This window comes from Actinoallomurus sp. CA-142502 (assembly GCF_050936355.1).
GTDB classification, from domain to species: Bacteria; Actinomycetota; Actinomycetes; order Streptosporangiales; family Streptosporangiaceae; genus Actinoallomurus; species Actinoallomurus iriomotensis.
Window position 1 is genome coordinate 8,187,213 of the sequence record NZ_JBNJMY010000001.1, and the last position, 13,871, is coordinate 8,201,083.

Genomic DNA, 13,871 nt, shown 5'->3' on the forward strand with positions numbered 1-13,871 from the left:
GATTCAAAGCGGGGGAAAAGGTGACATCACGCCGCACCTGAGCGCACCCTCCGCCGGGCCGCGAAACCCGTGTCCTCCGGGCGCCGGGCCAGGGCCGCCTTGGCCGATCCGAGCTGCCACGGCACGCTCGTGACCATGACGCCCGGCCGGAACAGCAGCCGCGCCTTCAGCCGGAACGCGCTCTGGTTGTGCAGCAGTTGCTCCCACCAGCGCCCGACGACGTACTCCGGGATGAACACGCACACCACGTCGCGCGGACTCTTGGTCCGTACCCGCCCGACGTAGTCGAGCACCGGCCCGGTGATGTCCCGGTACGGGGAGTCGAGGATCTTCAGCGGCACCGGAAGGTCGCGTTCGCTCCACTCGCGCTCCAGCGTCGCCGCCTCCTCCTCGCTCGTCGCCACCGACAGGGCGGTCAGCGTGCTCGGCCGGGTCGCGCGCGCGAACGCCAGCGCCCGCAGCGTCGGCGTGTGCAGCTTGGAGACCAGCACGATCGCGTGGATGCGGCTGGGCAGCGGCACGCCCTCCTCCTTCGGCTCGAGTTCGGCGGCCACCCGCCGGTAGTGCCGGTTGATCGCCTTCATCATCAGGAAGACCAGCGGCAGCGTGACGACCACGATCCAGGCGCCGTGCAGGAACTTGGTGAGCAGCACGATCACCAGGACCAGGCCGGTGAGGACCGCGCCGACGAGGTTGATCGCCCGGGACCGGTGGATCGCGCGTCTCCCCGCCGGGTCGGTCGTACGGCGCAGCTCGTCGCCCCAGTGCTTGACCATCCCGCTCTGGCTCAGCGTGAACGACACGAACACGCCGATGATGTAGAGCTGGATGAGGCGCGTGGTGCTGGCGTCGAACGCCCAGATCAGCGCGCCGGCGAGCAGCGAGAGGATCACGATGCCGTTGCTGAAGACCAGCCGGTCGCCGCGCCGGGCGAACTGGCGCGGCAGGTACCCGTCGCCGCCGAGGATCGAGGCCAGGATCGGGAAGCCGTTGAAAGCCGTGTTGGCCGCCAGCACCAGGATCGCGGCGGTGAACGCCTGGATCAGGAAGAACGGCAACGACCCGTGGCCGAACACCGCGCCGCTGAGCTGGGCGACCACCGTCTTCTGCTCGTAGCCGCGCGGCGCGCCGACGAGCTGCGCCGGGTCCTCGGCGATGTGCACGTGGGCGATGGAGGCGAGCGCGGTGATGCCGCCGAACATCGTCACGGCGAGCAGGCCCATGATCGTCAGAGTGGTGGCGGCGTTCCTGCTCTTGGGCGGCTTGAAGTTCGGCACGCCGTTGCTGACCGCCTCGACGCCGGTCAGCGCCGTACAGCCCTGGGCGAAGGCGCGCAGCGCCAGCAGCACCGCGGCGGCCCCGGCCGTCCCGTGCGAGGCGTGGACGGTCAGCGACGCCGACTCGGCGGACGGCGCATGCCCGAACGCCGCGCGTACGAACCCGGCGGCCACCATGACGAACACGCTGGCCACGAAGCCGTACGTGGGGATCGCGAAGGCGCGGCCGGACTCCTTGACGCCGCGCAGGTTCATCACCGCGATGATCGCGATGAGGCTGAGCGCGATGCCCACCGCGTGCGGCCCCAGCGCCGGGATGGCCGACACGACGTTGGCGACGCCCGCGGCGACCGAGACGGCGACGGTCATCACGTAGTCGATGAGCAGCGCGCTCGCCGCGATCAGCGAGGCGTTCTCGCCCAGGTTGGCCCGGCTGACCGCGTACGCCCCGCCGCCGCCCGGGTAGGCGTGGCACGTCTGCCGGTACGACGCCACGACGACGAGCAGCAGGAAGACGACGCCGGCGCCCACCCACCAGGACAGGGTGAGCATGGCGAGCCCGCCGAGGCTGAGCGCGAGCAGGATCTCCTCCGTCGCGTACGCCACGGACGACAGGGGGTCGCTGCAGAAGACCGGCAGGGCCAGCTTCTTGGGCAGAAGTGTCTCCCCCATCTGCCCGGTCCGGAGCGGACGGCCGACGAGGACACGCTTGGGGGCGTGGAGGACGGCTTGCTTCACAATCGCCAGCAAATACGGCGAAGGGGCCCTGTCCGGGCGTCGCTAACGGTGCCTTAACGCCGCCTCGGGCGTTCTTAACGCGTTCCTAACGCACGCCTTTTTAACGCCCGGCTTGGTGGCTCAGCCGGCGGTCTCGCCGGGCCGGACGAAGCCGTGGTCGTACGCGTAGCGGACGGCGGCGGCGCGGTCGGGCGAGCGGGTCTTGGCGAAGATGTGGTTGATGTGCGTCTTCACCGTCGCCTCGCTGATGAACAACCTCCGGGCGATGGCGCGGTTGGAGCCGCCCGTGGCCAGCAGCCGCAGCACCTCGATCTCGCGGGCGGTGAGCTCGCCGGAGTCCGCGGGCCGCGACGCACGGGAGGCGGCCGCGACGAGCCGCCGCTGCACCGCGGGATCCAGCACCGCCTGGCCGTGCGCGGCGGCGTGCAGGGCGTGGCGGATCTCCTCCCGGCCGGCGTCCTTGGTGAGGTAGCCCAGCGCGCCGGCCCGCAGCGCGCCCAGGATGCTGTCGTCGTCGGCGTAGGTGGTCAGCACCACGACCTGGGTCGCCGGGTGCCGCTCCCGGATGCGGCGAGTGGCCTCGATGCCGTCGCAGCCGGGCATGTGCAGGTCGAGGAGGGCGACGTCGGGCTCGGTACGGGCCACCGCCTCCACCGCGGCGTCGCCGTCCGCCGCTGCCGCCGCCACGGCGATGCCGGGCAGCGTCTCCAGCAGGAGCTCCAGCCCTTCACGCACGGCCGCCTGGTCGTCGGCCAGGACGACGCGGACCGGCGCGTCCACGCCGCTCACGGGGAGATCCTCAGGCAGACGCGCCAGCCACCGTCATCCTCCACACCCGCCTCCAAGACGCCGCCGGCCACGGCTGCGCGTTCGGCCAGCCCGGTCAGGCCGTGGCCGGTGCCGGAGTCGGCGAGCGGCCGGGCCACGCCGGCCTCGGGCGGGGCGTTGCGCACGGTCAGCTCGATGACGTCGGCGCGGTGGTCCAGCCGGATGCGCACCGCGGCGCCCGGAGCGTGCTTGCGCGCGTTGGTCAGCGCCTCCTGCGCGGTACGGAACGCCACCAGGCCGGCGGCCGGGGACGGCTCCACCGGTGAGCCGGTGACCTCCACGGCGGCGCCGTGGGTCTCGGCGAGTTCGGCCAGCGCCTCGGTCAGCGGACGGAGGTCCTCGCGCAGCGCCAGTACGGCCTGGCGGGTCTCGGCCATTCCCTCCCGGGCGAGGCGACCGGCACGGCGTACGCACTCCTGGGCCTTGACCAGTTCGCGCTGTCCGGCGGGGAGCCGTTCGTCGGCCAGGAACCCCTCGGCGGCACTGAGGTTCACCGAGAGGGCGGACAGCGAGTGCGCCAGGATGTCGTGGATCTCCCGGGCGATGCGGGTGCGCTCCTCCAGCGCCGCGGCGTGCTTCTCGGCGGCGACGGCACGGCGCTCCTGGGCGAGGGCGTGCTCGGCCTCTTCGGCCCGCAGCCCGTACGAACGCCGTACGCCGCCGATGACCCAGCAGCCCAGGAACGTCCCGGCGCAGCCCAGCCAGGTCGCCGGGGGCGTACCGGCGACGACGGCGGCGATCACGGTGCCCAGGATCGCGACCCCCAGCACCGCGAGCGAGGTCTCCGGCCGCCGTCCGGTGGCCGCGATCGCGAGCGCCGTCGCACCCGCCGCGGTGCCCGGACCGCTGGTGGCGACCATGGCGAGCACCCCACCGGAGACGGCGAAGAGCACCAGCGCGCCGAGCTGCCCGGCGGGCCGCCGGGACGACCACACCCAGACGCACCAGCCGAGCACCAGCAGCGCCACACAGACATCGGCCGCCGGCGGCCGGCCGTGCCGGCTGAGGGTCGCGTCCAGCAGCGCCCACACCAGCGCGGCCGTCAGGACCAGCGGCTGCGCGCTCTCGAGCACACGGCGTGGCGTCGGCATCACATGCGGAGACACGCGGCAATCCTAAGAGGACCGCGTGGCGTCCACCCGCCGACGCCGGGTGGAGATCGGGTGGAGAACCCGCGTCTCCACCCTGCTCGGCCTCGGGGTCGACGACGGGCGGGCGGCCGCGTTCCTAGGTTCTTCGCCGTCGGAACGCGTCTGCAGGAAGGCCACGGCCATGGATGCCAGTGTCTGGATCGTCAATCTCGCCGTACTCGCGGTGGTGCTGGAGTCGGACCTCGGACGCCGGAGGGTCCGCCGGTTCCGGGTGCTGCGTCCGGTGATCACCGCTGCCGCGGTGGTGCCGTTCTTCCTCGGAAATGCCGCGAGCGGCGGCTACGGCCTGATGCTGGAGATCGGCGGGGCGGCCGCGGGCCTGCTGTTCGGCCTGGTGGTCAGCGCTCTCATGCCGGTGTACGCCGAGGTCGTCGAGGAGCGGCGCCGCGCGATGACCCGTGCGGGTGTGCCGTACGCGCTGGCCTGGATCGGCGTGGTCGCCGCGCGGATGTTCTTCTCCTACGGCAGCGCGCACCTCTGGAGCGCCCGGCTGGGCGAGTGGATGGCCGCCCACCGGGTGTCGGAGGGCGCGCTCACCGATGCGCTGATCTTCATGGCCATGGCGATGACGCTCACCCGGTCGGGGCTCCTGTACGCACGGGCGCGCGCCGTGCTGGCCGCGCCGGTCAGCGCTCGAAGCGGTAGCCCATCCCCGGCTCGGTGATCAGGTGCCGGGGGCGGGACGGGTCGGCCTCCAGCTTGCGGCGCAGCTGGGCGAGGTACACCCGCAGGTACCCGGTCTCGTTCGCGTACGACGGACCCCACACCTCGCGGAGAAGCTGCTGCTGGCTCACCAGACGGCCCGCGTTGCGGACCAGCACCTCCAGGACGTGCCACTCGGTCGGCGTCAGGCGTACGTCCGAGCCGTCGCGGGTGGCCTTCTTGGCCGCCAGGTCGACGGTGAAGTCGTCGGTGACGACCACGGCGTCCTCCTCGGGCGGCTGCGATCGGCGTACGGCGGCGCGCAGCCGGGCCAGCAGCTCGTCCATCCCGAACGGCTTGGTCACGTAGTCGTCCGCGCCGACGTCGAGGATCTCGACCTTCTCCTCCGAGGCGTGCCGCGCGGTCAGCACGATGATCGGCACGCTGGTCCAGCCGCGCAGGCCTTTGATCACCTCGGCCCCCTCCATGTCGGGCAGGCCGAGGTCCAGCACGATCACGTCGGGGTGCCGGCGCGCGGCCAGGTCCAGGGCGGTGCGGCCGTCCGGCGCGGCGTCCACCTCGTAGCCGCGGGCGCGCAGGTTGATGCGCAGCGCACGCACGATCTGCGGCTCGTCGTCGACCACCAGCACCCTCGTCACGGGCCCTCCTCGGAGTCACGCGCCTCCACCGGGAGGGTGAAGATCATGGTCAGCCCGCCGCCGGGGGTGTCCTCGGCGTGCAGGTCGCCGCCGATCGCCTCGGCGAAGCCACGCGCCACGGCGAGGCCCAGGCCGACGCCGTCGCCGCGCGGGCGGTCGCCGAGCCGCTGGAACGGCTCGAACATCTGGATCTTGGCCGAGTCGGGCACGCCCGGCCCGCGGTCGGTGACCCGCAGCTCCACCACGCCGCCGTGTTCACTCGCCGAGATCCGCACGGGTTCGTCGCCGCCGTGCCGTACGGCGTTCTCCACGACGTTGGCCAGGGCCCGCTCCAGCAGGCCCGGGTCGGTCAGGACCGGCGAGAGGTCCTCGGGGACCTCGATCTTCACCTGGTCGCCCGGCACGTTGGCCAGTGAGGGCGCGAGGACCTCGTCGATCGACATCGGGCGGGTGAGCGGGTTCACCGCGCCGGTCTGCAGGCGGCTCATGTCGAGCAGGTTGGCGACCAGCCGGTCGAGCCGGTCGGCCGACTCCTCGATCGTGGCGAGCAGCTCGGCCTCGTCGGCGGGGTCCCACTGGACCTCATCCGAGCGCAGGCTGCCGACACTGGCCTTGATCGAGGCGAGCGGCGTGCGCAGGTCGTGGGAGACCGCGGCGAGCAGGGCCGTACGGATCTTGTTGCCCTCGGCGAGGCTACGGGCCTGGCGCGCCTGCTCGGCGAGCCGCTGCCGGTCCAGCGCCGCGGCGGCCTGGTAGGCGAAGGCGGCCAGGACGCGGCGGTCCGCGGCGGGCAGCACCCGGCCGCGCAGCGCCAGCGTCAGCGTGTCGCTGACCTGCACGCGGACGTCGGCGTCGTCCGGCCGTCCGCACGGGTCGGCGCCGGCGGAGGCGATCCGCTCCCAGGTGTCGCCGGTCCGCTCCAGGAGGGACACCGAGGCCAGCCCGAACGTCTCCCGTACGCGTTCGAGCAGCTCGGGCAGGGCGTCCTCGCCCCGCAGGACGCTCGTCGCGAGCAGGCTGAGCGTGGTCGCCTCCGAGCGCGCCCGCGCGGCCTGCGAGCTGCGGCGCGCGGCGAGGTCGACCACGGTGGCCACCGCGACGGCCACCGCCACGAAGACGAACAGCGCGAAGCCGTTCTCCAGCTCGGCGACCGTCAGGGTGTGCAGCGGCGGGGTGAAGTACCAGTTGAGGAGCAGGAAGCCCGCCACGGCCGCCACGACGGCCGGCCACAGCCCGCCGACCAGGGCCACCCCGACGGTCAGGGCGAGGAAGAACAGCAGTTCGGTGGGCAGGCCCAGCCGCGCCCCCGGGATCGACAGGACCCCGGTGAGGGCCGGCGGGCCGCACACGGCGAGCAGCCAGCCGGCGGTCAGCCGCCGGTGCCCCAGCGAGGTGCGGGCGACCGTCGCCAGGCCACGGCCCTTGCCGGCGTAGTCGTGCGTGACGATGTGCACGTCGACGTCGCCGGACCGGCCGGCGACGGTCGCGCCCACGCCGGGACCGGAGAGGTACTGGTGCCATCGGCCGCGGCGGCTGGATCCGAGCACGATCTGGGTGGCGTTCACCGCCTGCGCGAACTCGATCAGCGCCCCGGGCACGTCGTCCCCGGTCACCTGGTGGTACGAACCGCCCATGCCCTCGACCAGGGCGCGCTGGCGCGCCAGGGCCTCGGGCGAGCCGTCGGCGAGCCGGGCCGGCCGGCCGGTCAGCCGGGCGACGTGCACCGCGACCAGGTCACCGCGGCCGGCGCGGGCGGCGATCCGCGCGGCGCGCCGGATCAACGTGTCGCCCTCCGGACCGCCGGTCAGCGCGACGACGATCCGCTCACGCGCCTCCCAGGTGCGGGTGATGCCCTTCTCGTCGCGGTAGCGCGCGAGGGCGTCGTCGACGCGGTCGGCGACCCACAGCAGGGCCAGCTCGCGCAGCGCGGTCAGGTTGCCGACGCGGAAGTAGTCCGCCAGCGCCGCGTCGACCCGCTCGGACGGGTAGACGTCGCCGTGCGCGAGACGGCGGCGCAGCGACTCCGGCGACATGTCGACCAGCTCGATCTGGTCGGCCCGGCGGACGACCTCGTCGGGCACCGTCTCGCGCCGGCGCACGCCCGTGATCCGCTCGACCACGTCGGCCAGCGACTCCAGGTGCTCGACGTTGACGGTCGAGACGACATCGATGCCGGCGGCGAGGATCTCCTCGACGTCCTGCCAGCGCTTGTCGTTGCGGGCGCCGGGCGCGTTGGTGTGCGCGATCTCGTCGACGAAGGCGACCTGCGGAGCCCGCGCGATCACCGCGTCGACGTCCATCTCGCCGTGCCGTGGCGGCACGGTCTCCAGACCGTCCAGCAGCGCGGCGGTGCGGGGGCGGCCGTGGGGGTCGGCGAAGCCGACGACCAGGTCGGTGCCGCGCTCACGGCGCCGTGCCGCCTCGCCGAGCATCGCGTACGTCTTGCCGACGCCCGGCGCCGAACCGAAGTAGATCTTCAGCCTGCCTCGCGGCATCCTCGCATCACCCCCCCACTACGCATTGTGTCCCGGCGCGCGGACCGGGCGCTCATCGAGGCGGAAGCGCAGGCGGCAGACCACGGCGTCGGTGTCGCGGCGGAGGGCGTGGGCGAGCAGGGCCCCGCGCTGGTTCTGCAGGATCCGCTGCCAGACGTGAGCGGGCTCGACCTCCGGGATCAGCACGAAGACGTGCGGCTCGCCGACGCCTCGCACGTACTCCACGATCGGGTCCACGAGCCGGCGGTGCCGGTCGTTCACCAGGGCGAGGCTGACGTCCGGGGCCCAGCGCTCCCAGGCACGGATGAAGCCCGTGGTCTCCTCCGGATCGTCCGGGTGGACCACCCGCAGCGCGACGACCCGGTCACCGAGGGACAGCGCGGTCGAGATCGCCTCCTGGGTCAGCCGGTTCACGTCGCCGACCGGGACGATCGCCAGGGACCTGCGGGGCCGTGGGTGTGCGGGGACCCGGTCCAGCTCCAGCCGCCGCCCGATCCGCCCGTACGCCCGGTTCACCACCGACATCAGGCACACCAGGAGCGGCATGGCCACCACGATCAACCAGCCGCCCTCGGGGAACTTGGTCACGGAGATGACGATCGCGGCGACGCCGGTCATCAGCGCGCCGAGACCGTTGAGGGCCGCACGCGGGCGCCAGCCGGGCGGCCGCCCGGTCCACCAGTGCCGCACCATGCCCGCCTGGGAGAGGGTGAAGCCGACGAACACCCCGATGGCGAACAACGGCACGAGGGTGTTCATGGCGCCACGCGTGCCGACGAGCAGAAGGGCGGCGGTGGCGGTCAGGAAGAAGATGCCGTAGCGGTGCACCTGGCGTTCGCCCCGCAGCGCGAACAGGTGCGGCAGGTTGTGGTCCTTGGCGAGCAGGTGCGTCAGGACCGGCATGCCGCCGAAGGAGGTGTTGGCGGCCAGCGCCAGCAGCACGACAGTGGCGAACTGAACGACGTAGTAGCCGATCCCGTGCCCGAGCGAGCCCTCGGTGACCTGCGAGAGCACCGTGACACCCCGCACCGGCCGGATGTGGAAGCGGACGATCAGCACCGAGATGCCGATCAGCATGACGCCGAGCAGCGCGCCGAGCGCGACCTCCGCCCGCTGCGCCCGCCGTACGCGGGGCCGCCGGAAGGAGGGCACCGCGTTGGCGATCGCCTCGACGCCGGTCAGCGCCGCGCACCCGTTCGCGAAGGCCCGCAGCAGCAGGAGCACGCCGACCGCCCGCAGATCCTGCGCCTGCGCGACCGGATGGGCGATGACGACGGGCCGGTCGCGCGGCAGGCCGACGGCGATGACGGCGAGGACGGACAGCACGAAGATCGCGGTCGGCACGATGAACATCCGGGCGCTGTGCGCGATGCCGCGCAGGTTCACCGCGGTGACCAGGCCGAGCACCGCGAGGCACAGCCAGACCGTGTACGGCAGCAGGCCCGGCACCGCCGAGGTGAGCGCGGCCACGCCCGCCGCGATCGACACCGCGACGTTGAGCACGTAGTCGACGACCAGCGACGCGGCGGCGACCAGGGAGGCACGCCGGCCGAGGTAGGCCTTGGCCACCCCGTACGCGCCGCCGCCCTGCGGGAAGGCGGCGATCACCTGCCGGTACGACAGCGTGAGCACGCCGAGCAGCGCCGCGATGGCGAGTGTGACCGGGACCGTGTAGCCGAGGGCCGCTCCCCCACCGGCGGCCAGCACGATGACGACGGCCTCCGGACCGTACGCGACGGAGGCCATGGCGTCGAGGGAGAGCGCGGCGAGGCCGCCCGGGACCGACAGGCGGTGCCGTTCCCCGGTCTCCTCGCCCGCCTTCGCGAACCGCGCGGGCAGGACCCGCGTCATGGCTGGAACCGGTAGCCCATGCCGGGCTCGGTCAGCAGGTGGCGTGGATGACCGGGGTCGGCCTCCAGCTTGCGGCGGAGCTGGGCCATGTACTGGCGCAGGTAGTGCGACTGCCGCGCGTACGAGGGCCCCCAGACCTCGGTGAGCAGGCGCCGCTGGCTCACGAGCCGGCCGGGGTTGGCCAGCAGGATCTCCAGCATCCGCCACTGGGTCGGCGTGAGGTGCACCGGCGGGGTCACCCGTTTGTCCTCCAGGTCCACGACGTGATCGCCGATCTTGACCACCGGCGCCGGGCCGGGCCCGGGGGCGCGGCGGCCGGCGGCGCGGATGCGGGCGAGCAGCTCGCCGAGGCCGTAGGGCTTGGTCACGTAGTCGTCGGCGCCGGCGTCCAGCGCGGCGATCTTGTCCTCGGCGCGGGTACGGCCGGACAGCACGATGATCGGCACCTGGCTCCAGCCGCGCAGCCCGTGGATCACCTCGACGCCGTCGATGTCGGGCAGGCCGAGGTCCAGGACGACGACGTCCGGATGCCAGTCCACGGCCCGCCGGAGGGCCTCGTTGCCGTCGCGCGCGACGCTGACCTCGTACCGGCGGGCCCGCAGGTTGAGGCCCAGTGTCCGCGCGGTGAGGGGCTCGTCGTCGACCACCAGGACCCGGGTCACCGTCCTCGCCTCTCTCGTACGGCGTCCAGGTGGGACGTCAGGACCGGGTCGGCGAGGTCCGGCGTGTACACGGGCAGGGTGACGATCATGGTCAGGCCGCCGCCCGGCGTGTCGTCGGGATCGAGCGTGCCGCCCATGGCCTCCACCAGGCCGCGCGACAGGGCCAGGCCCAGTCCGACGCCGGTGGCGTTGTCGTGGTCGCCGAGGCGCTGGAAGGGCAGGAAGACCCGGTCGCGGTCGGCCTCGGGAATGCCCGGCCCGCGGTCGATCACCCGCAGCTCGACGCGGTCGGCGAGCGCGCTGGCCGTGACGAGGACGGGTTCTTCCGCCGATCCGTACCGGATCGCGTTGGAGACCAGGTTCGTCAGGACCCGTTCGAGCAGCGCGGGGTCGGCGAGAACGTCGGGCAGCCCGGCGGGGATCCGCACCCGTACGCCGTCGCCGGCCGGGCCCAGGTCGGCGACGACGCGCGGCACGACCTCCTCGGCGGCGAGCGGCTGGGCCGTGACGTCGAGCAGGCCGGCCTGCAGGCGGCTCATGTCGAGCAGGTTGGCCACGAGCCGGGCGAGGCGTTCCAGTGACTCGTCCGCGGTGGCGAGCAGTTCGTCGCGTTCCCCCGCGGTCCAGGCCACGTCGCCGGTGCGCAGGCTCTCCACCGCGGCCTTGGCCGACGACAGCGGCGAGCGCAGGTCGTGGCTGACGGCGGCCAGCAGGGCGGTGCGCATCCGGTCGGCGGCGGCGAGCGGGCGCGCCTGCTCGGCCTCCTCGGCGAGCCGGTGCTGGCGCAGCGCGAGCCCGGCCTGCGCCGCGAACGCCTCCAGCACGCGCTGGTCGGCGGCCGACGGCGTACGGCCGCGCAGCACGAGCGTGAGGTCGTCGTCCACGGCGATCTCCGCGGCGCCCTCGTCGGGGCTGCAGCAGGGTTCGCCGCCGACGGTCGCCGCGATCCGCCAGCAGCCCGGATCGCCCTGGCGGCCCGGCGTCAGCGGGGCGTCGGGACGGCGTTCGAGCAGCGTCGCCGAGTCCAGCCCGAACGCCACGCGTAGACGTTCGAGCAGGTCACCAGGGGTACTCTCGCCGCGCAGCACGCTACCCGCGAGGTTGGAGACCATCTCGGCGTCCGCGCTGGCGCGGGCGGCCTCGCGGGTGCGCCGGGCGGCGGAGTCCACCACCACGCTCACCGCGGCCCCCACTACGACGAACGCGGCGAGCGCGAGCGCGTTCTCCCACTCGCTGATGGTGAACTCATGGATCGGCGGGGTGAAGAAGTAGTTGAGCAGCAGGGAGCCGGCGACGGCGGCGAACAGCGCCGCGTACAGGCCGCCGGCCAGGGCGACCGCGACCACCGCCACGAGGAACAGCAGGATGTCGCTGGCGAGGGAGAGCTGTCCGCGCAGGTTCGCCAGCAGCAGGGTGAGCAGCGGCAGCCCGGCCACGGCCAGCCCGAACCCGACGCCCCGCCGGGTCCACGTCAGGCCGCCGGCGCGCGCGGACCGGCGCCCACGGCTGGCCTCCTCGTGCGTGACCATGTGCACGTCGATCGCGCCGGACATCGCGGTCGTGGTCATCCCGACGCCGCGCGAGAAGATCTGCGCGAACCGGCCCCGCCGGGAGGCGCCGAGCACGAGCTGGGTCGCGTTCACGCCGCGCGCGAAGTCGAGCAGCGCCTGCGGGATGTCGTCGCCGACGACCTGGTGGTACGTGCCGCCCAGGCTCTCCACCAGGGCACGCTGGCGGGCGAGTTCGGCCGGGCGGGCACCGGTGAGCCCGTCCGCGGCGGTCACGTGCACGGCGAACAGGTCCGAGCCCTTGGCGCGGTCGGCGATCCGCGCCGCGCGGCGGATGAGCGTGTCGCCCTCCGGCCCGCCGGTCAGCGCGACGACGACGCGCTCGCGGGCCTCCCAGGTCTGGCTGATGCGGTGGTCGGCGCGGTAGCGGTCGAGCTGGTCGTCGACCTTGTCGGCCAGCCAGAGCAGGGCCAGCTCGCGCAGCGCGGTGAGGTTGCCGACACGGAAGTAGTTCGACAGCGCGGCGTCGATCTTCTCGGCCTGGTAGACGTTGCCGTGCGCCATCCGGCGGCGCAGCGCCTCCGGCGTCATGTCGACGAGCTCGACCTGGTCGGCCCGGCGCACGACCTCGTCGGGCACGGTCTCGCGCTGCGCCACGCCGGTGATCTGCTCGACGACGTCGTTCAGCGAGTCGAGGTGCTGGATGTTCACCGTGGTGATCACGGTGATGCCGGCCTCCAGGATCTGCTCGATGTCCTGCCAGCGCTTGGTGTTGCGCGAGCCGGGGATGTTGGTGTGCGCCAGCTCGTCGATCAGCGCCACCTGCGGCGCGCGGGCGATGACGGCGTCGACGTCGAGCTCGGTGAAGCTCGTGCCGCGGTACTCCATGGTCTTGCGGGGCACCGTCTCCAGCCCCTCCAGGAGCTCGATCGTCCGGGGACGGCCGTGGCACTCCACGAATCCGATGACCACGTCGGTGCCGCGCTCGTGCCGCCGCCGGCCCTCGCCGAGCATGGCGTAGGTCTTGCCCACGCCGGGGGCGGCCCCCAGGTACACGCGCAGCCGCCCGCGTGCCATGACCATCACTCCTCCGGTGGGACGCGGCGCGCTCCGGTGAAAGGCGCGCCGCGTCCCGGTCTCATCCGCGGTACGGGTACTTCTCGTCGAGCTCGATGTTGAGCGTGAGGACGTTGACGCGCGGCTCGCCGGCGAAGCCGAGCACCCGGCCGTCCTCGTTGTCCTTGATGGCGGCCAGCACCCGCTGCTCGGAGACGCCGCGCGTCCGGGCGATCCGCGGGGCCTGGAGCCGCGCGTACGCCGGTGAGATGTGCGGGTCGAGGCCGCTGCCGCTCGCGGTCACCGCGTCGGCCGGCACGACCGGGTGGGCCGGCGCGCCGCCGCGGACCGGCACGACCTCACCCTTCGCGTAGTCCTCACCGTACTTCGCGCACTCGACGGGCACCCCGTCGTACGTGGCGACGAACGGCCTGGCGACCACGCCGCACTCCTCATTGAGGCTGACGACCCGGGTCGGGTGCGTCACGTGCCCCTGACCGTCGCGCGGGCCCATGACGGCGAGGACCGCGCCGATGCCGCCGGGGGTGCAGAACGGCCGGGCGCCGCTGACGCCCTCCAGCTCGCCCACCTTCTTGCTGCGGGTGCAGACCTGGGTGAGCAGGCTGGTCTTGGCGTTCGCGTCCTCCTTGCCGGCCTTGACGAGCGCCGGATCCGGGAGGGTGTCGACGATGCTCTCCTGGCCCAGGTTGCTCGCGCTGGTCGACGTCGGGTCGTAGCCGTCGCCCGCGTTCGAGGGACGGCTCTGGACGTACTGCTTCAGCGGGTCGCCGTCCTTGTCCGTGAACGACTGGCCGATGATCCGGCTGCCGACGATCCTGCCGTCGGCGGTCCTGACCATCGAGCCCTGCGCCCGGTGGTGCAGGCCCGGGATGAAGGCCACGGCCCAGATGGCGACCGGGTAGGCGATCCCGAGGATCACCGTGAGGACGAGGAGGGCCCGGAGGGCCGCCAGGTGCCGTCTTGTCTGGCTTGAGAGTCGCATG

The 13,871-nt window shown here is 73.4% G+C and carries 10 protein-coding genes; 1 reads left to right on the forward strand and 9 read right to left on the reverse strand.

Going from position 1 to position 13,871, the window contains the following annotated elements; translation table 11 throughout:
* Positions 1-26: 26 nt before the first annotated feature.
* The 3 genes from ACQEV1_RS38230 to ACQEV1_RS38240 form a co-directional block, all read right to left on the reverse strand.
* Positions 27-2,015 carry an APC family permease gene (locus tag ACQEV1_RS38230; protein ID WP_285628690.1) on the reverse strand — a complete coding sequence of 663 codons (1,989 nt, stop codon included), beginning with the start codon at positions 2,013-2,015 and terminating at the stop codon, positions 27-29.
* Between the two features lie 120 nt (positions 2,016-2,135).
* Complete coding sequence (locus tag ACQEV1_RS38235; protein WP_285628688.1) at positions 2,136-2,804, reverse strand: response regulator; 669 nt, start codon at positions 2,802-2,804, stop codon at positions 2,136-2,138.
* Complete coding sequence (locus ACQEV1_RS38240; protein ID WP_433401065.1) at positions 2,801-3,949, reverse strand: sensor histidine kinase; 1,149 nt, start codon at positions 3,947-3,949, stop codon at positions 2,801-2,803. Before ACQEV1_RS38240 ends, ACQEV1_RS38235 begins: the two co-directional genes overlap by 4 nt.
* A 22-nt stretch (positions 3,950-3,971) precedes the next feature.
* Between ACQEV1_RS38240 and ACQEV1_RS38245 the strand changes: the two genes are divergently transcribed.
* Positions 3,972-4,658, forward strand: coding sequence for a hypothetical protein (locus ACQEV1_RS38245; protein WP_433401068.1), 687 nt, complete (start codon positions 3,972-3,974; stop codon positions 4,656-4,658).
* Here the strand turns inward: ACQEV1_RS38245 and ACQEV1_RS38250 are convergent.
* The 6 genes from ACQEV1_RS38250 to ACQEV1_RS38275 form a co-directional block, all read right to left on the reverse strand.
* Positions 4,621-5,295 carry a response regulator gene (locus ACQEV1_RS38250; RefSeq protein ID WP_285581695.1) on the reverse strand — a complete coding sequence of 225 codons (675 nt, stop codon included), beginning with the start codon at positions 5,293-5,295 and terminating at the stop codon, positions 4,621-4,623. The genes ACQEV1_RS38245 and ACQEV1_RS38250 overlap by 38 nt on opposite strands.
* Positions 5,292-7,790 carry an ATP-binding protein gene (locus tag ACQEV1_RS38255; RefSeq protein ID WP_433401071.1) on the reverse strand — a complete coding sequence of 833 codons (2,499 nt, stop codon included), beginning with the start codon at positions 7,788-7,790 and terminating at the stop codon, positions 5,292-5,294. The genes ACQEV1_RS38250 and ACQEV1_RS38255 overlap by 4 nt, the downstream gene beginning before the upstream one ends.
* A gap of 18 nt (positions 7,791-7,808) precedes the next feature.
* A complete protein-coding gene (locus ACQEV1_RS38260) occupies positions 7,809-9,641 on the reverse strand; it encodes an APC family permease (protein WP_433401074.1) in 1,833 nt (610 codons plus the stop codon).
* Complete coding sequence (locus ACQEV1_RS38265) at positions 9,638-10,303, reverse strand: response regulator (protein WP_285628673.1); 666 nt, start codon at positions 10,301-10,303, stop codon at positions 9,638-9,640. The genes ACQEV1_RS38260 and ACQEV1_RS38265 overlap by 4 nt, the downstream gene beginning before the upstream one ends.
* Positions 10,300-12,888: an ATP-binding protein gene (locus tag ACQEV1_RS38270; protein WP_433401077.1), complete on the reverse strand. Its 2,589-nt coding sequence runs from the start codon at positions 12,886-12,888 to the stop codon at positions 10,300-10,302. The genes ACQEV1_RS38265 and ACQEV1_RS38270 overlap by 4 nt, the downstream gene beginning before the upstream one ends.
* Before the next feature lie 61 nt (positions 12,889-12,949).
* A complete protein-coding gene (locus tag ACQEV1_RS38275) occupies positions 12,950-13,870 on the reverse strand; it encodes a potassium-transporting ATPase subunit C (protein ID WP_433401080.1) in 921 nt (306 codons plus the stop codon).
* Position 13,871 lies beyond the last annotated feature (1 nt).